Origin of the sequence: Streptococcus wuxiensis, from assembly GCF_040888245.1 — a bacterium.
Taxonomy (GTDB): Bacteria; Bacillota; Bacilli; order Lactobacillales; family Streptococcaceae; genus Streptococcus; species Streptococcus wuxiensis.
Map to the genome: position 1 here is coordinate 19263 of NZ_JBFNFE010000007.1, position 18384 is coordinate 37646.

An 18384-nucleotide genomic window follows, 5' to 3' on the forward strand; every position below is an offset into this window, starting at 1 on the left:
TATAATAAATGCATCAAAGAGGAATGAGTGGTAAATCAATGGCAGATAAATTAATTTTACCTCAAAACACACGACTCATGGGAGTGCTCCTTGGCTTTATAGGTGGTTCTTTGGATGTATTTTGTCATATCCAGTACCATAGTTTGGTAGCTACACAGACAGGGAATATTCTCCTACTGATATCAGATTGGCACGATTCACATGTTATCAATACCATGTTGCGATTCTGCTCCATTATTTTCTTTTCCCTAGGATTTGTTTTTTCCTTACACGTGAAGGAATATCGTAAAACAGCCTATTGGCGGGTTAAGATGCTGCTTCCCTTATTTATTGGAACTCTTCTTCTGCCCTTCTTTTCGAGATTTCCCTTACTAGAAGTTCCTTTTATTGCTTTTGGAACAGGTATGATGATGCTAACATTTACGGGTAGTTTGATTGAAGATCATCCTTATGTCATTTTTATGACTTCTGGAAATTACCGAAAGATGTTGACCGCTTTGTATCGCATAACTAGGGGAGAAGGAAACATCCAAGAATATCGTCGTCAAGCCTTAAACTATGGGATTGTTGTAGGGAGTTTTGTAGTGGGGGCAATTAGTTTGGCTGTATCGATGCATTTTTTCCATGAATGGTCTATTTGGATTGTCAGCTTCAATTTATTTTTGATTATGTCCTACTATATAGCTAGAGTGAAGCAACTAGATTTGCAAGATGAAAATATATAAAAAGGCAAGGCTCTTTTTGAGCTTTGCCTTTTTTGTGAGATAGAAGATTAAGCTTTATCTAATTGCAAGAGGGCTTCAATCTCAGCCAGAGTGCTGGCTTGTGAAATAGCTCCACGGAGTTTAGCAGCTCCAGATGTGCCTCGAAGGTAGTGAGGAGCCAGTCCACGGAATTCACGGACAGCAACCTTTTCTCCCTTGAGTTCAATCAAGCGTTTCAAGTGCTCGTAGGCGATTTTCATCTTGTCTTCGAAGGTCAGATCAGGCAGGATTTCTCCTGTTTCAAAGTAATGATTGATTTGATTGAAGAGGTAAGGATTCCCCATAGCTGCGCGTCCAATCATAACAGCGTCAGCACCGACTTCTTCGATACGTTGTTTGGCTTCTTGGACAGTGCGGATGTCACCGTTAGCGATGAATGGAATCTTTGTCAGAGCTTGGGCAACCTTGTGAAGGGTCTCAAGGTCCGCGTGTCCAGTATACATTTGTTCCCGGGTCCGTCCGTGCATGGCAAGGGCAGAGACTCCTGCAGCCTCAGCAGCTAGAGCATTCTCAACTGCTAGGGATGGGTCAGACCAGCCTGTACGCATTTTGACAGTGAGAGGGATATCAAGGACTGATTGAACTTTGTTAATGATAGAGTAGATCTTGTCGGGATCCTTGAGCCACATAGCCCCAGCTTCGTTTTTCACGATTTTGTTAACAGGACAGCCCATGTTGATATCGACGATATCGGTCTTGGTGTTTTCTTGGATGAATTCTGCTGCGCGTGCGAGACTGTCTTCATCACTACCAAAAAGTTGGATAGAGACTGGATTTTCGCCTTCATCGATATGAAGCATGTGAAGAGTCTTTTCGTTATTGTATTGGATTCCCTTGTCAGAGACCATTTCCATGACCACAAGCCCAGCTCCAAGTTCTTTTGCAATGGTACGGAAGGCCGAGTTGGTCACACCGGCCATGGGTGCAAGGACCGTCCGGTTTGGGATCTCGACGTTCCCAATCATAAAAGGTGTATTAAGATTTGTCACGAATGAGTTCCTCCAGGTCGTTTTCATCAAAGTTATAAGTTGTTTGGCAGAATTGACAAGTGATTTCTGCCCCGTGGTCTTCATCCTTCATTTCCTGTAAATCTGAGCTTGGGAGGCTAGCGAGAGCATCCATAAAGCGTTCTTTGCTACAGTCGCATTGGAAACGAATTTCTTCTTCGGACAGACATTTGTAGGGCTCGTCACCATAGATTGCTTTGAGAAGGGCTTCAATATGGTCATCGCTTTCCAGAAGTGTAGAGATAGCAGGCATTTCTTGGATTCGTTTTTCAAAACGTGCGATTTCTTCCTCTTTGGCATTTGGCAATACTTGGAGCAAGAAACCACCTGCAACTTCGACCTTGTCGTCTTTGTCTAAAAGAACATTGAGGCCAACTGCTGAAGGCGTTTGTTGACTTTCTGTAAGATAGAAAGCTAGGTCTTCACCGATTTCTCCAGAGATAAGAGGCGTCATAGAATTATAGGGATTTCCAGTGCCATAGTCTGTAATCACTAGAAATTGACCATTTCCGACAAAAGGCCCAACTAGGACTTCACCAGTTGCAGTCTTTTTGATGTCAACACCAGGGTTTTGAATGTAGCCTTTGACGTTACCCTTGGTATCTGCAACTGTGATAATGGCACCGAGGGAGCTAGTTCCAAGAACCTTGACGGTTAGCTTGGTATTTCCTTTTTCGTTGGCAGCGAGAATTTGGCTGGCGATAAGGGTACGGCCAAGTGCAACAGTTGAACTGGCTTGAGTTTGATGTTTTTCTTGAGCAGTGCGGACGGTTTCCGTGCTGTCAAGAACGAAAGCACGAAAAGCTCCGCTTTCTGATATAGTTTTAATAATTTTATCCATAGCTACTATTTTAGCATAAAAATGCCCAAAGAGGGAGTGGTGTGTTTGCTGTTTCTGAGGAATAATGACGAGGAAATCAGCTTTAAAATAAAATGAGAAACAGATTATTTCAGCATTTGAAAGATTTATGCTATTCTTGAAGGAGAAAATGAAAGGGGTAACAAATGTATTTAGGTGATTTGATGGAAAAAGCCGAATCTGGTCAATTTTTAGTCCTTTCCTTTTTATTACAAGATTCGCAGACAACCGTCAAGGAAGCCATGGAAGAAACAGGTTTTTCAAAGGCGACCTTAACCAAGTATATCTCTCTAATTAACGAAAATGCTTTAGAAAGAGGGTTAGAGCTGACCATCCACTTGGATGATGAAAGCCTGCGTCTGTCTGTCGGTACTGCCACAAAGGGGAGAGAGATTCGGAGCTTATTTCTAGACAATGCCATTAAGTACCAAATTTTGGTTTACCTTCTCTATCACCAACAGTTCCTAGCCCATCAACTGGCTCAAGAATTAATGATTAGCGAGGCCACGTTTGGTCGCCATTTGTCTAGCTTGAATCATATTTTGTCAGAGTTTGACTTATCCATCCAAAATGGTCGTTGGCGAGGTCCAGAGCATCAGATTCGTTACTTTTATTTCTGCCTTTTCCGCAAGGTCTGGTCCAGTCAGGAGTGGGAAAGTCATATGCAGAAAGCGGAGAGAAAGCAGGATATTGCTACCCTAGAAGAAATCTGCGGTGCCAGCTTGTCTTCGGGTCAGAAATTAGACTTGGTTCTCTGGACTCATATCAGTCAACAGCGCCTTCGGGTTAACGCCTGTCAATTTCAGGTTATAGAAGAAAAAATGCAGGGGTATTTTGACAATATTTTCTACCTTCGTTTACTTGGCAAGGCTTCTTCTTTTTTTGGTGGCCAGCACATTCCTCTAGGAACTGAAGATGGGGAGATGATGATATTCTTTTCATTTCTCCTTTCTCATCGTATTCTTCCTCTTCATACTATGGAGTATATTCTTGGTTTTGGAGGGCAGTTGGCAGATTTGTTGACGCAATTGATTCAAGAAATGAAGAAGGAAGAGTTACTGGGCGGTTATACAGAGGACCATGTCACCTATGAACTCAGTCAGCTTTGTGGTCAAGTTTATCTCTACAAGGGCTATATCTTGCAAGATCGATACAAGTATCAGATAGAGCATCGCCATCCTTATTTGCTGATGGAACATGATTTTAGGGGAACGGCAGAGGAGATTTTTCATGCTCTACCTGCCTTTCATCAGGGGACGGATCTGGATAAAAAAATCATTTGGGAATGGCTTCAGTTGATGGAGTATATGGCAGAAAATATAGGCAAGCATCTGAGAATAGGGCTAGATCTAACAGCAGGCTTCCTTGTTTTTTCGAGAATGTCAGCCCTTTTAAAACGATATTTGGAGTACAATCGCTTCATTACCATCGAAGCCTATGACCGTACTCGTCATTATGACTTGCTGGTTACAAATAACCCTATCCATAAGAAAGAACAAACACCTGTCTACTATTTGAAAAATGATTTGGACATCGAAGATTTAGCTACGATCCGTCAGATGCTATTTGCCTAAAAGACCTGATTTTTCAGGTCTTTTTTGTGAAATTCGCACAATCTCCTCACTTTTTTTTAAAATTTTAAAAAAATTGATAGACAAGAAAGCGCTTTATTTTGTATACTAGTTACTGTAAAGAGGAACCCCCTCAAGATTTTATCAGGAGGACAGCACATGTCACAAGAAAAATACATCATGGCTATTGACCAAGGAACTACCAGTTCTCGTGCCATCATTTTTAACAAAAAAGGAGAAAAGGTCAGCTCCAGCCAAAAAGAGTTCACTCAGATTTTCCCTCAAGCAGGTTGGGTAGAGCACAATGCCAATGAAATTTGGAACTCTGTTCAGTCAGTTATCGCGGGTGCTTTCATCGAAAGTGGTGTGAAACCAAGTCAAATCGAAGCCATCGGGATTACCAACCAGCGTGAAACAACTGTCGTCTGGGATAAGAAAACAGGGCTCCCTATCTATAATGCTATCGTTTGGCAATCACGCCAAACTGCTCCTCTGGCTGAACAACTAAAAAGCCAAGGTTATGTGGAAAAATTCCATGAAAAGACTGGTTTAATCATCGATGCTTACTTCTCTGCTACCAAGGTTCGCTGGATTTTGGACCATGTAGAAGGCGCTCAAGAGCGAGCTGAAAAGGGTGAATTGCTCTTTGGTACCATTGATACTTGGCTGGTTTGGAAATTGACTGACGGCGCAGCTCACGTAACTGACTACTCAAACGCAGCTCGTACCATGCTCTATAACATCAAGGATCTTAAATGGGATGATGAGATTTTGGAAATCCTCAATATTCCTAAGGTTATGCTTCCAGAAGTTCGTTCTAACTCTGAAATCTATGGCAAGACAGCTCCATTCCATTTCTACGGTGGAGAAGTGCCAATCTCTGGTATGGCAGGTGACCAACAAGCAGCCCTCTTTGGTCAGTTGGCTTTTGATCCTGGTATGGTTAAAAATACCTACGGAACTGGTTCCTTCATCATCATGAACACTGGTGAAGAAATGCAGTTGTCTGAAAACAACCTTTTGACAACGATTGGTTATGGTATTAACGGCAAGGTTTACTATGCTTTGGAAGGTTCTATCTTCATCGCAGGAAGTGCCATTCAATGGCTTCGTGACGGTCTTCGCATGGTGGAAAACTCACCAGAGTCTGAAAAATATGCTCTTAATTCTCACAATAATGACGAAGTCTATGTCGTACCTGCCTTTACAGGTCTAGGGGCACCATACTGGAACCAAAACGCTCGAGGATCTGTCTTTGGCTTGACTCGTGGAACAACTAAAGAAGACTTTATCAAGGCGACTTTGCAATCTATCGCTTATCAAGTACGTGACATCATCGACACCATGCAAGTGGATGCTCAGACAGCTATCCAAGTCTTGAAGGTAGATGGTGGTGCAGCCATGAACAACTTCCTCATGCAGTTCCAGGCTGACATTTTGGGAATCGATATTGCCCGTGCTAAAAACTTGGAAACAACTGCCCTAGGTGCAGCCTTCCTAGCTGGTTTGGCAGTGGGCTACTGGAAGGACTTGGATGAGTTGAAACTCTTGAACGAGACAGGAGAACTTTTCGAACCATCGATGAACGAATCTCGTAAGGAACAACTCTATAAGGGCTGGAAGAAGGCTGTGAAAGCAACTCAAGTCTTTGCGGAAGTAGATGACTAATATTGGAAGAATAAAGTGACTCAGATAGAAAGTGTGTAAATATGGAATTTTCAAAGAAAACACGTGAATTATCAATTAAAAAAATGCAGGAACGCACCTTGGATCTCTTGATTATTGGTGGCGGGATTACAGGAGCTGGTGTAGCTTTGCAGGCAGCAGCCAGTGGTCTTGACACTGGTTTGATTGAAATGCAGGACTTCGCAGAAGGAACATCTAGCCGTTCAACAAAATTGGTCCACGGAGGTCTACGTTATCTCAAACAATTCGACGTGGAAGTGGTATCAGATACAGTTTCTGAGCGTGCGGTGGTTCAACAAGTCGCTCCACATATTCCAAAACCAGATCCAATGCTCTTGCCAGTTTACGACGAGGATGGAGCAACATTTAGCCTTTTCCGTCTCAAAGTAGCCATGGACTTGTACGACCTATTGGCAGGGGTTAACAATACGCCTGCTGCAAACAAGGTTTTGAGCAAAGAAGAAGTCTTGGAACGCCAGCCAAACTTGAAGAAAGAAGGTTTGGTAGGAGGTGGAGTTTATCTTGACTTCCGTAACAACGATGCGCGTCTCGTGATTGAAAATATCAAACGTGCCAACCAAGACGGTGCTCTCATTGCCAACCACGTTAAAGCAGAAGGCTTCCTCTTTGACGAAAGTGGCAAAATTACAGGTGTTGTAGCTCGTGATCTTTTGACAGACCAAGTCTTTGAAATCAAGGCGCGTCTGGTGATTAACACAACAGGTCCTTGGAGCGACAAGGTGCGTAATTTGTCTAATAAGGGAACACAATTCTCACAAATGCGTCCAACTAAGGGAGTTCACTTGGTAGTGGACTCAAGCAAGATCAAGGTTTCACAGCCAGTTTACTTTGACACTAGTTTGGGTGACGGTCGTATGGTCTTTGTTCTCCCACGTGAAAACAAGACTTACTTTGGTACAACCGATACAGACTACACAGGCGATTTGGAACATCCAAAAGTGACTCAGGAAGATGTAGATTATCTACTTGGCATTGTCAACAACCGCTTCCCAGAAGCAAACATTACCATTGATGATATCGAAAGTAGCTGGGCAGGTCTTCGTCCATTGATCGCAGGCAATAGCGCTTCTGACTACAATGGAGGAAATAACGGAACCATCAGCGATGAAAGCTTTAACAACTTGATTGCGACTGTTGAATCTTATCTTTCTAAAGAAAAAACGCGTGAAGATGTTGAGTCTGCTGTCAGCAAGCTTGAAAGCAGTACTTCTGAGAAACATTTGGATCCATCTGCAGTTTCTCGTGGTTCGAGCTTGGATCGTGATGACAATGGCCTGTTGACCCTTGCTGGTGGTAAAATCACAGACTACCGTAAGATGGCTGAAGGGGCTATGGAGCGCGTGGTTGACATTCTCAAAGCAGAATTTGACCGCAGCTTTAAACTCATCAACTCGAAGACTTATCCTGTTTCAGGTGGAGAATTGAACCCAGCAAATGTGGACTCAGAAATTGAAGCCTTTGCTCAACTTGGAGTGTCACGTGGCTTGGATAGCAAGGAAGCTCATTACCTAGCAAATCTCTACGGTTCAAATGCACCGAAAGTCTTTGCTCTTGCTCACAGCTTGGAACAAGCGCCCGGACTCAGCTTGGCAGATACCTTGTCCCTTCACTATGCAATGCGCAATGAGTTGGCTCTGAGCCCAGTTGACTTTCTCCTTCGCCGTACCAACCACATGCTCTTTATGCGTGATAGTTTGGATAGCATTGTGGAGCCAGTTCTGGATGAAATGGGACGATTCTATGACTGGTCTGATGAAGAAAAAGCAGCTTACCGTGCGGATGTTGAAGCAGCCCTTGCTAACAACGATCTAGCGGCATTGAAAAATTAAGAAAAACTAGAAGAGAGGGAGACAAGCCTTCCTTGCCTTCCCTCTCCTTCTTTAAAATGGAGACAACGATATGATGAAAGAATTATTTGGAGAATTTTTGGGGACTTTAATCCTGATTCTTCTAGGAAATGGTGTTGTTGCAGGTGTGGTTCTTCCTAAAACCAAGAGCAACAATGCAGGTTGGATTGTGACTTCTATGGGTTGGGGAATTGCTGTAGCCGTTGCGGCTTTTGTATCTGGCACGCTCAGCCCAGCCCACCTAAATCCAGCTGTAACGTTTGCGATGGCCTTAAAAGGAACGCTCTCTTGGGCTTCCGTTTTCCCATACATCCTAGCTCAGTTCGCAGGGGCTATGCTGGGTCAGATTTTGGTTTGGTTGCAATTCAAACCGCATTATGAGGCAGAAGAAAATGCAGGCAATATCCTGGCAACCTTCAGTACTGGACCGGCCATCAAGGATACAGTTTCTAACTTAATCAGTGAAATCCTTGGCACCTTTGTTTTGGTATTGACAATCTTTGCTTTGGGGCTTTATGATTTTCAGGCAGGTATCGGCACCTTTGCAGTGGGGACTTTGATTGCCGGTATTAGTCTATCACTAGGTGGGACAACAGGTTGTGCCTTGAACCCTGCGCGTGACCTTGGACCTCGTATCATGCACAGTATCTTGCCAATTCCAAACAAAGGCGATGGAGACTGGTCTTATGCTTGGATTCCAGTTGTGGGACCTGTTATCGGTGCAGCCCTAGCAGTTCTCGTATTTTCACTTTTCTAAGATAATAAAACCCAAATATTTATATCTCAATAAACATAACTTACCAAAAATGACCAAAATAAGGAGCGCTGCCTCACTTCATTTTGGTCGTTTTGATTTTTTTAAGTTTATATACTGGTGTTAATTATTATTTCAGCTAAAAAACAGAGTACTTCACTAGTTCATTCATCAATCTTTTAGGTCTTGAATTATATTTGTTGTGTAAATAATTTTGTCTCGTTATTGGAATTCAGTGGTGGGAGTCATTTGGATTTTTTATTTAGGAAATTGGATGATAGAGGTATATAGTTTTTAAATTATGATATAATGAATAAAGTTAATTATCCTTGATAATATGATAGGGACTAATCCTAAAATGACAAATCAGGAGATGAGAAAAAGAGAAAAGGAGTCCATCTGGTATGAATTATTTTGAGGGGAATGAGTTTTTCCTTCTATTATTTGTGGTTTTACTGATTGGCTTTGTTTTAAACTATTTTGGCAAGCGTAAGGATTATTATATTTTAAGTCTGTCAATTTTATTTGCAGGAGCCATCTATGGTAAGAGTAAATCCATGGTTGTTTATCTATTGGCTTTCATCATCTACCAATATGTCCTAGTTTTCATAGCACAAAGAATGGATTCAAAACGGTTAAAACCTCTAGTTATGTTATCCATTTTACCTTTAGTGGTCAATAAAGTCTTTGCAATAACCCAGCTACATTTATTGGCTTTTATTGGGATTTCCTACATGTCCTTTAAGACCATTCAGATCATGCTAGAAATATCGGATGGTTTAATCAAAGAAAAAATCAGTGTAAAAGATTATCTGCAGTTTCTACTCTTTTTCCCTACAGTTAGTTCTGGTCCAATCGATCGTAGCAGAAGATTTCTAAAAGAGATCAATGAAGTCATGCCTAGAAAAGACTACCTAGAGTTAGCAGGTGATGGTATTTACCGCATCGTTTTAGGCCTTCTCTACAAGGTTGTTTTATCAACTATGTTTACCAGATACTACTTTCTCTAAGCAATACTGGTACAGTTGTCTACTCAATCAAATATATGTACCTGTATACTCTCTATCTGTTCTTTGACTTTGCGGGGTATAGTTTGATGGCTGTTGGAAGCAGTAACGTTTTGGGTATTCAGACACCGATGAATTTCAATAAACCTTTCTTGAGTATTGATATCAAGGATTTCTGGACTAGATGGCACATCACCTTGTCAACATGGTTGAGAGATTTCGTATTTTCAAGAGTTTTGATGCAGGTTATCAGAAAGAAATGGTTTAAGAATAGATTACACAATGCAGCCTATGCCTATATGGTCAATATGTTGGTTATGGGATTTTGGCATGGAATTAGTGTCAGCTACATCGCTTATGGTTTTTACCATGGAATCTTGATGTCTGGATTTGAAATTTATCAAAAGAAAAGCACTTTTTATAAGAAATATAAAAATAAAACTTGGTACAAGCTAATAAGTTGGTTTATGACCATGAATTTAGTTATGATTGGCTTCTTTATCTTTTCAGGTGAACCTTATAAGATAATTATGGCAATTCTAAGTAGATAAAGAGATCTGCTAAAACAAGGAGATTGGACAAAACAAGATGATAAAGTTAAAAGCATTTTTACTATCGCTTGTGCTAGTAATTGCGACTCTTGCTCTTTTAAATGTGACATATGTCAAGAAGATTGACGACTATTATAAAGTCAAGGACAATAGTATTCGCTACAGCACTTCTTATGAAAAGTATAAAAGTAGAGATATTCTAACAAATAATATCACTCCCAATACACTAGTTCTAATGGGTTCCTCAGAGTTAGTTGCGACGATAAATGAAGATTATCATCCCAATAAAATCTTTAACTACAATGATTTTAATATCATGCAGATAGGAACCAGTTATTCTCAAAATATCATTCAAGCTACGACCTTGAGTTCGATTGAGGGTGCTATGAGTAAGCGAAAAGTAGCCATCGTAGAGTCTGTTCAATGGTTCGAAAAGGATGGGACTCATCAAGATGCCTTTTTGAACAAGGCTTCTCAGGAACATATTTTCCACATGCTAGATAACGAGAAAATCAGTAAGGAAACCAAAGAAAAACTGATTAATCGCATTATTGAAATTACCAAAGGAAACAAACAACAAAATGATATCTATAAAAAGTATAAAAGCTATTTCATAGAAGGAAAAGGAACAATCATTGATAAAAAACTATTGGAGCTTGACAATGCAATTTATTCCTTTAAGCTTAAACGAAAATTCTATGAAAATCATGCCAAATCAGACTATCCTGCACTAGGAGATAAAACGCCGGATTATGATTGGGAGGAGATGACGAAGAAGTTTGTAGAAGAAGTTAAAAAGAAAACAGATAACAATGATTATGCTGTGGATAATAACTACTACAATACCTACTTGAGAGACCGCTATGCTTCGTTGAAAGATTCTAACAAAGACTTGAGCTACATAGAGTCACCAGAGTATTCAGATATGGAACTCTTCTTGACAGTTGCTAAGGAATTGGGAATTGAAGTTGAAGTCATTATCTTTCCTGTAAATGGTAAATGGAATGATTACACAGGTGTTTCACGAGAAATGCGTGAAGAAACTTACAAAAAAATAGAAAGTATTGCCAAAAGCCACGGTGCTACGGTGTTAAACTATGGAAATAAAGAGTATGAAGATTACTTTTTATTTGACGTGATGCACGTTGGGGTGAAAGGATGGATGGAAGTTGAAAAAGAACTTTACAAATTTGCAAATGAAACTAACTGACACACATCGTTTACTATTGTGGACCTTGTTTTTCTACACAGTTATTTTAAGCATCGTAATCTACTGTTTTGTAACTGATTTTTCGAACATTCAAGATTTCATCTATAGTGAATTTTAAGATTACATATTATAAAAATCTCTAGATAAAGGGGATTCTATCGATAAAGTGAGACATAAGATAAGGCTCTATAATATTTATAGTGGGGAGTCCTCTATAGGTAGTATAGAGCCTACTTTGTTGTAGCTCCCAATATAATCTATACTGGAAAGCATTAAAGCTATCATTAGAAGGTATCATATGGAACAATTTAATGATGTTGAAATGTAGTGGAAATGGACGGAAAACAATTGAAAAAATAGTTTATAAAGTGGTATAATAGCAGAAAATAAGTTAGTAAGAAATTGATTTTATTTTAGTTGAAAATTACAGGAATGAAAGGTTTTTCTTGATGAAACAGAGAAAAGAACTCTACCTCTTTCTTGGTCGGACAGCCTTGTATTTTATTGTTTTACTGGGTTTGCTTTATTTCTTTAGTTATCTTGGTCAAGGTCAGGGTGGCTTTATCTACAATGAATTTTAACTTTAAGGAGAACCCCTATTGTGTCAAATAAACCAATAGTAGATATGATTGAAACCATTGAGCATTATGCTCAAAAGCAGCCTAATTTTCCGGTATACAATATCCTTGGAGAAGAGCATACCTATGGCCAATTGAAGGCTGATTCAGATAGCTTAGCAGCCCATATTGACCAGATGGAACTTCCTGAAAAGTCACCTGTTGTGGTCTTTGGTGGCCAAGAATATGAAATGTTAGCAACCTTTGTGGCCTTGACCAAATCTGGCCATGCCTATATCCCAATTGACAGCCATTCTGCCTTGGAGCGCGTGTCTGCCATTGTTGAAGTAGCAGAGCCAAGCTTAATCATCGCCATCAAAGAGTTTCCAATTGAAAACCCAGCTGCTCCAATCATGTCCTTGGAGCAAGTGCGTGAAGCTTATGCGGCTCAGCATGCCTATGATTTGCAACATCCGGTCAAAGGGGATGATAACTACTACATCATCTTTACTTCAGGAACAACTGGGAAACCAAAAGGGGTGCAGATTTCACATGATAACCTGCTCAGCTTCACCAACTGGATGAACACAGATAAAGAATTTGCGACGCCAGAGCGTCCGCAAATGTTGGCGCAACCGCCCTATTCCTTTGACTTGTCTGTCATGTATTGGGCGCCAACTTTGGCTCTTGGAGGCACGCTTTTTGCCCTCCCATCAGCCATTACTCAAGACTTCAAACAACTCTTTGCAACTATCTTTTCTCTTCCGATTGCTATCTGGACTTCGACACCATCTTTTGCAGATATGGCCATGCTGTCTGAAGATTTCAATGCTGAAAAGATGCCAGGCATTACCCATTTCTACTTTGATGGGGAAGAGTTAACTGTTAAAACGGCTCAAAAACTGCGTGAACGTTTCCCGAATGCGCGCATCATCAATGCCTATGGACCAACAGAAGCAACAGTTGCTTTGTCGGCGGTTGCTATCACAGATGAGATGTTAGCGACACTTAAACGCTTGCCAATTGGTTATACCAAAGAAGATTCTCCAACCTTCATCATTGATGAGGCAGGCAACAAATTGCCAAATGGAGAGCAAGGGGAAATCATCGTGTCTGGACCAGCTGTTTCAAAGGGTTATATGAATAATCCAGAGAAAACAGCAGAAGCCTTCTTCGAATTTGAAGGTCTGCCAGCCTATCATACGGGAGATGTCGGAACCATGACAGATGAAGGCCTCCTTCTCTATGGTGGACGGATGGATTTCCAAATTAAGTTTAACGGCTACCGTATTGAGCTAGAAGATGTTTCTCAAAACTTGAACAAATCTCAGTACATTGACTCGGCTGTTGCGGTACCGCGCTATAATAAAGATCACAAGGTTCAAAATCTCTTGGCCTATGTTATCTTAAAAGATGGGGTCAAGGAACAATTTGAGCGCGAGATTGATGTTACCAAAGCGATCAAGGAAGACTTGGAAGATATTATGATGTCTTACATGATGCCATCTAAGTTTCTTTACAGAGAGGAATTGCCACTGACTCCAAATGGCAAGATTGACATCAAAGGATTGATTAACGAGGTGAATAATAGATGATGGATTTCCTGAAACAGCTGCCTCATATTGAGCCGTATGGGAATCCGCAGTACTTTTTTTATGTGATTGCTGCAATTTTACCAATCTTTATCGGTCTTTTTTTCAAAAAACGTTTTGGCTGGTATGAAATATTGGTTAGTCTGTTCTTTATAGTCACTATGTTGACGGGAGGCAAGACCAATCAATTGGCTGCCTTGGGTATTTATCTGTGCTGGGAAATATTGCTCCTGCTTTTCTACAAGCACTATCGAAAAAGCAAGGATGGCAACTGGGTATTCTACCTCGTTAGTTTTCTGTCCCTCCTTCCCATCATCTTTGTCAAGGTGCAACCAGCTATTAACGGTACACAGTCTCTGCTGGGATTCGTAGGAATCTCTTATTTGACCTTTCGTTCAGTGGGAATCATCATCGAACTTAGAGATGGAGTCATTAAGGATTTGAAAATGTGGGAGTATTTGCGTTTTCTTCTCTTTATGCCGACATTTTCAAGTGGTCCTATTGATCGTTTCAAACGTTTTAATGAAAATTATAAGACGATACCAGAGCGCGATGAGTTGCTAGATATGCTAGCCGAGTCCGTTCGGTATATCATGTGGGGATTTCTGTATAAATTTATCCTAGCTCATATTTTAGGCGAGATTTTATTACCACCGCTAAAGAATTTAGCTTTACAAACAGGTGGTGTCTTTAACTATTATGTAGTGGCCATCATGTACACATTTGGTTTGGAACTCTTCTTTGATTTTGCAGGTTACTCTATGTTTGCTATAGCTATTTCAAATCTGATGGGGATTCGTAGTCCGATTAACTTCAACAAACCTTTCTTGTCAAGGGATTTGAAGGATTTTTGGAATCGTTGGCACATGAGTTTATCCTTCTGGTTCCGTGATTTTGTCTTTATGCGCATGGTCATGGTGATGACGAGAAAGAAGCTTTTTAAGAATCGAAATGTGACTTCAAGTATTGCCTATATCCTAAACATGCTCCTCATGGGCTTCTGGCATGGGATAACATGGTTTTATATCGCTTACGGACTCTTTCATGGGATAGGCTTAGTGATGAATGATGCCTGGGTTCGAAAGAAAAAAACGCTCAATAAAGAACGAAAAAAAGCAGGGCGACCTCCCTTGCTTGAGAATCGTTGGGCTCAGTTGCTTGGCATTGTGATAACCTTCCATGTCGTAATGGTTTCATTCTTAATCTTTTCTGGATTTTTGAATGATTTATGGTTTAAAAAATAAAAGGAATTAAAAAATGGATATCAAATCAGAAGTTATTGAAATAATCGATGAATTATTTATGGAAGATGTTTCTGACATGATGGATGAAGATCTTTTCGATGCAGGTGTCTTGGATAGCATGGGAACGGTTGAATTGATCGTGGAAATCGAAAATCGCTTTGATATTCGTGTCCCGGTTACAGAATTTGGCCGTGATGACTGGAATACAGCCAATAAAATCGTGGCAGGAATTACGGAGTTAAAGAATGCTTAAACGCCTGTGGTTAATCTTTGGGCCTATCTTTGTAGCGGGATTATTGGTTTTTCTTCTTATCTGTTTCTATCCAAGTAGCAAGAACCATAATCTTATGGAGGAAAAATACTCTGCAGCCTCTATAAGTGCAGAAAGCTTCAAGGAGAGAAGCCAAAAAGTGAGAGCTCTAACAGACCCTAATATGCGTTTTGTCCCTTTCTTTGGGTCGAGTGAATGGATTCGTTTTGATAGTATGCATCCAGGAGTGTTGGCTGAAAAGTATAATCGCTCCTACCGTCCGTATTTTATGGGGCAGGCAGGAGCAGCTTCTCTTAGCCAGTACTTTGGGATGCAACAAATCACATCTGAACTTGAAAATAAACAAGCGGTGTTTGTGATCTCTCCACAGTGGTTTACAAAGGAAGATCAAGATCCAGTTACTTTTCAAACTTATTTTAACAATGATCAGTTAACTGCCTTCTTGGAAAATCAATCTGGGGATGTGGCCACTCAGTATGCGGCTAATAGACTCTTGAAGCAGAATCCAAGCGTACCTATGAAGGGGATTGTTGAAAAACTGGCTAAGAATGAACAGTTGTCAGACTTTGATCATTCAATAATTACAGCTTCTGCAGAATTCAATGAAAGACAAGCAGCCCTTTTTGGTCAATTCTCCATCCGAGGCCGATTAAAGTATAAAGATCATATTGAAAAATATTTGAGTAGTCTCCCAGATCAGTTTTCGTATGAAGAATTGGAAAATATTGCACGTAAGGATGCAGAAGAAAACACGACCAATAATGATTTGGGAATGGAGAACCACTTTTACAATACTCAACTAAAGAAGGATTTGAAAAAGTGGGAAGGGTATCAAAAAAATTACAACTTCCTCCAGTCAAGGGAATACAATGATTTACAGCTGGTGCTTGATCAATTTGCCAAATCTAAGGTCAATGTGATCTTTGTCTTTCAACCTGTCAATAAAAAATGGATGAATTATACAGGATTAAGTGAGGAAATGTATCAACACTCTGTCGAAAAAATTCGTTACCAGTTGGAGAGTCAAGGTTTTACCAATATTGCTGATTTTTCAAAAAACGGTGATGAATCTTATTTTGTCAAGGATACGATTCATATCGGTTGGTTAGGCTGGCTGGCGTTTGATAAGGTTGTAAATCCTTTTTTGAGCAATCCAACAACAGCACCTAGTTATCAAATGAATGACCGCTTCTTTAGCCAAGATTGGGCAAATTACGATGGGAATATTAAAGATTTTCAATAAATAGCAAAAGAGCCCGAACCTTGTTTTGGGCTCTTTGTAATGAAAGATTTTTGGTAATGGACAGTGTTGTAGCGGCCTCTTCATTTGAATAAGGGTAAGTAAAAAGAGATCAAGAAAATGAAAACATAAAAAATTGTTTTCATCTTTTTTCTTGACTCTATACTTGGATGTGATATACTTAACTAGTAAACAAACAGACTGAAAGTACTGTAATAATAGAAAAATTGTTTGAAGAAAGGGGCAAATCATGAGACAATTAGCAACAGAAATTGATCATTTTTTAAATGAAGTAATCCTGAAAGCTGAAAATCAGCATGAAATTTTGATTGGTCATTGCACGAGTGAAGTGGCCTTGACGAATACCCAGGAGCATATTCTTATGCTCTTATCAGAGGAATCATTAACGAATTCGGAGTTGGCTCGCCGTCTCAATGTCAGTCAAGCAGCCGTCACCAAGGCCATTAAGTCCTTGATTAAAGAGGGGATGCTGGAAGCTTCTAAGGATCCAAAGGATGCTCGAGTGATTTTCTATCAATTGACAGATTTAGCTCGACCGATTGCTGAAGAGCATCACCATCATCATGAGCACACCCTCTCGACTTATGAACAAGTTGCCAGTCAATTCTCGGCTGAGGAGCAACAAATTATCCAGCGGTTTTTAACTGCTTTAGTAGGAGAAATCAAGTAATGAGATACATCACAGTAGAGGATTTGTCCTTCTATTATGACAAGGAACCTGTGCTTGAGCATATCAATTACAGTGTTGATAGTGGGGAATTTGTCACCCTCACTGGAGAAAATGGAGCTGCCAAGACGACTCTTATCAAGGCCAGTCTTGGTATTTTGCAACCAAGATTTGGCAAAGTTACCATTTCAAAGACCAATACTCGTGGGACAAAACTAAGAATCGCCTACCTTCCTCAACAGATTGCCAGTTTTAATGCAGGCTTTCCAAGTACCGTTTATGAATTTGTCAAATCAGGTCGTTATCCAAGAAAAGGTTGGTTCCGTCGTCTAAATGCTCACGATGAGGAACATATCAAGGCTAGTTTAAACTCTGTTGGTATGTGGGAACATCGGGATAAACGCATTGGCTCCCTTTCTGGCGGGCAAAAGCAAAGGGCTGTTATCGCACGTATGTTTGCTTCAGATCCTGATATCTTTATCTTGGATGAGCCGACGACAGGGATGGATGCGGGAACCAAGGATGAGTTTTATGAACTCATGCACCACAGTGCCCACCATCATGGCAAGGCTGTTTTGATGATTACTCACGATCCTGAAGAAGTTAAGGACTACGCAGATCGTAATATTCACCTGGTCCGAGACCAAGATTCCCCATGGCGTTGCTTCAATGTCCATGAAAGTGACCAGGAGGTGGAGCATGCTTAATCTATTGTCTTATGATTTTATGCAGCGAGCCTTTTTGGCTGTTATTGCCATGAGTCTCTTTTCACCAGTTCTTGGGACCTTCCTAATCTTGCGTCGTCAAAGTCTTATGAGTGATACTTTGAGTCACGTCTCGCTTTCAGGGGTTGCCTTTGGCTTGGTTTTAGGAATTTCTCCGACCATTTCAACCATTGTGATTGTCTTGATTGCAGCGGTCTTCCTTGAATACCTACGTACGGTTTATAAAAGCTTTATGGAGATTGGGACAGCCATTCTCATGTCTACAGGCCTTGCAGTTTCACTTATTGTTATGAGTAAGGGTAAGAGCTCTAGCTCTATGAGTCTGGACCAATACCTTTTTGGTTCTATTGTGACTATTAGTCAAGAGCAGGTCATTGGTCTCTTTGTTATTGCAGCGGTTGTTTTAATCCTGACCTTCCTCTTTTTAAGACCTATGTATATTCTAACTTTTGATGAGGATACAGCTTTTGTCGATGGTCTTCCAGTGCGTACCATGTCTATTCTCTTTAACATGGTAACGGGTGTGGCTATTGCACTCATGATCCCAGCAGCGGGAGCGCTTTTGGTATCGACTATCATGGTCTTACCAGCAAGTATTGCTTTGCGTCTAGGTAAAAACTTTAGTTCTGTGATGATACTTGCTAGCGTCATTGGTTTTCTAGGCATGGTTGCGGGGCTTTATATTTCCTATTATGCAGAGACACCACCAAGTGCAAGTATCACCATTATCTTTGTAGTTGTCTTTTTAGTAGTCAGCTTACTCAAACGTTTTATCAAATAGGAGAAGAAA

16 protein-coding genes and 1 pseudogene are annotated in these 18384 nt (G+C 40.5%); 15 read left to right on the forward strand and 2 right to left on the reverse strand.

The genetic code is table 11. The annotated features are described in order from the left end of the window. The first annotated feature begins 38 nt into the window (after positions 1–38). The gene (locus tag AB2B47_RS07815) at positions 39–725 is read left to right on the forward strand and encodes a YoaK family protein (protein WP_036757999.1); all 687 of its coding nucleotides are present in this window, start codon (positions 39–41) and stop codon (positions 723–725) included. Positions 726–772: 47 nt separating this feature from the next. Here the strand turns inward: AB2B47_RS07815 and dusB are convergent, their stop codons facing one another. Together dusB and hslO are read right to left on the reverse strand one after the other, a co-directional pair. Then, entirely contained in the window at positions 773–1753 is a 981-nt protein-coding gene (dusB, locus tag AB2B47_RS07820; protein ID WP_185761865.1) for a tRNA dihydrouridine synthase DusB, read from the reverse strand. Beyond that, the gene (gene hslO, locus AB2B47_RS07825) at positions 1740–2612 is read right to left on the reverse strand and encodes an Hsp33 family molecular chaperone HslO (RefSeq protein ID WP_320694024.1); all 873 of its coding nucleotides are present in this window, start codon (positions 2610–2612) and stop codon (positions 1740–1742) included. Before hslO ends, dusB begins: the two co-directional genes overlap by 14 nt. Positions 2613–2776: 164 nt before the next feature. Here hslO and AB2B47_RS07830 point away from each other — a divergent pair, with 164 nt between their 5' ends. The 14 genes and pseudogenes from AB2B47_RS07830 (at position 2777) to AB2B47_RS07895 (ending at position 18375) form a co-directional block, all read left to right on the forward strand. Further along, positions 2777–4204, forward strand: a complete 1428-nt coding sequence (locus AB2B47_RS07830; RefSeq protein ID WP_320694025.1) for a helix-turn-helix domain-containing protein — start codon at positions 2777–2779, stop codon at positions 4202–4204. 156 nt (positions 4205–4360) lie between these two features. Then, positions 4361–5869, forward strand: a complete 1509-nt coding sequence (gene glpK / locus AB2B47_RS07835; RefSeq protein WP_320694026.1) for a glycerol kinase GlpK — start codon at positions 4361–4363, stop codon at positions 5867–5869. A 41-nt stretch (positions 5870–5910) separates the two neighbouring features. After that, positions 5911–7737, forward strand: a complete 1827-nt coding sequence (gene glpO, locus AB2B47_RS07840) for a type 1 glycerol-3-phosphate oxidase (protein ID WP_320694027.1) — start codon at positions 5911–5913, stop codon at positions 7735–7737. Between the two features lie 70 nt (positions 7738–7807). Further along, positions 7808–8512 carry an MIP/aquaporin family protein gene (locus AB2B47_RS07845; RefSeq protein WP_320694028.1) on the forward strand — a complete coding sequence of 235 codons (705 nt, stop codon included), beginning with the start codon at positions 7808–7810 and terminating at the stop codon, positions 8510–8512. A 401-nt stretch (positions 8513–8913) separates the two neighbouring features. Next, positions 8914–10067, forward strand: a pseudogene (dltB, locus tag AB2B47_RS07850) (D-alanyl-lipoteichoic acid biosynthesis protein DltB). A 37-nt stretch (positions 10068–10104) separates the two neighbouring features. Next, the gene (gene dltD, locus AB2B47_RS07855; RefSeq protein ID WP_320694029.1) at positions 10105–11277 is read left to right on the forward strand and encodes a D-alanyl-lipoteichoic acid biosynthesis protein DltD; all 1173 of its coding nucleotides are present in this window, start codon (positions 10105–10107) and stop codon (positions 11275–11277) included. A 449-nt stretch (positions 11278–11726) separates the two neighbouring features. After that, on the forward strand, positions 11727–11858 hold the full coding sequence (locus tag AB2B47_RS07860) for a teichoic acid D-Ala incorporation-associated protein DltX (RefSeq protein ID WP_049525793.1): 132 nt from the start codon (positions 11727–11729) through the stop codon (positions 11856–11858). Between the two features lie 20 nt (positions 11859–11878). Continuing rightward, positions 11879–13429 carry a D-alanine--poly(phosphoribitol) ligase subunit DltA gene (dltA, locus tag AB2B47_RS07865; protein WP_320694030.1) on the forward strand — a complete coding sequence of 517 codons (1551 nt, stop codon included), beginning with the start codon at positions 11879–11881 and terminating at the stop codon, positions 13427–13429. Continuing rightward, complete coding sequence (gene dltB / locus AB2B47_RS07870) at positions 13426–14670, forward strand: D-alanyl-lipoteichoic acid biosynthesis protein DltB (RefSeq protein WP_320694031.1); 1245 nt, start codon at positions 13426–13428, stop codon at positions 14668–14670. The genes dltA and dltB (AB2B47_RS07870) overlap by 4 nt, the downstream gene beginning before the upstream one ends. Positions 14671–14683: 13 nt before the next feature. Next, complete coding sequence (dltC, locus tag AB2B47_RS07875; RefSeq protein ID WP_000351968.1) at positions 14684–14923, forward strand: D-alanine--poly(phosphoribitol) ligase subunit DltC; 240 nt, start codon at positions 14684–14686, stop codon at positions 14921–14923. Continuing rightward, complete coding sequence (gene dltD / locus AB2B47_RS07880; RefSeq protein WP_320694032.1) at positions 14916–16184, forward strand: D-alanyl-lipoteichoic acid biosynthesis protein DltD; 1269 nt, start codon at positions 14916–14918, stop codon at positions 16182–16184. The genes dltC and dltD (AB2B47_RS07880) overlap by 8 nt, the downstream gene beginning before the upstream one ends. Positions 16185–16431: 247 nt before the next feature. Next, on the forward strand, positions 16432–16872 hold the full coding sequence (adcR, locus tag AB2B47_RS07885; protein WP_320694033.1) for a zinc-dependent transcriptional regulator AdcR: 441 nt from the start codon (positions 16432–16434) through the stop codon (positions 16870–16872). After that, positions 16872–17576 (forward strand): metal ABC transporter ATP-binding protein, encoded by a 705-nt coding sequence (locus AB2B47_RS07890; RefSeq protein ID WP_006147770.1) that lies wholly within the window; start codon positions 16872–16874, stop codon positions 17574–17576. Before adcR ends, AB2B47_RS07890 begins: the two co-directional genes overlap by 1 nt. Further along, the gene (locus AB2B47_RS07895) at positions 17569–18375 is read left to right on the forward strand and encodes a metal ABC transporter permease (protein ID WP_006147771.1); all 807 of its coding nucleotides are present in this window, start codon (positions 17569–17571) and stop codon (positions 18373–18375) included. Before AB2B47_RS07890 ends, AB2B47_RS07895 begins: the two co-directional genes overlap by 8 nt. Positions 18376–18384: the final 9 nt, after the last annotated feature.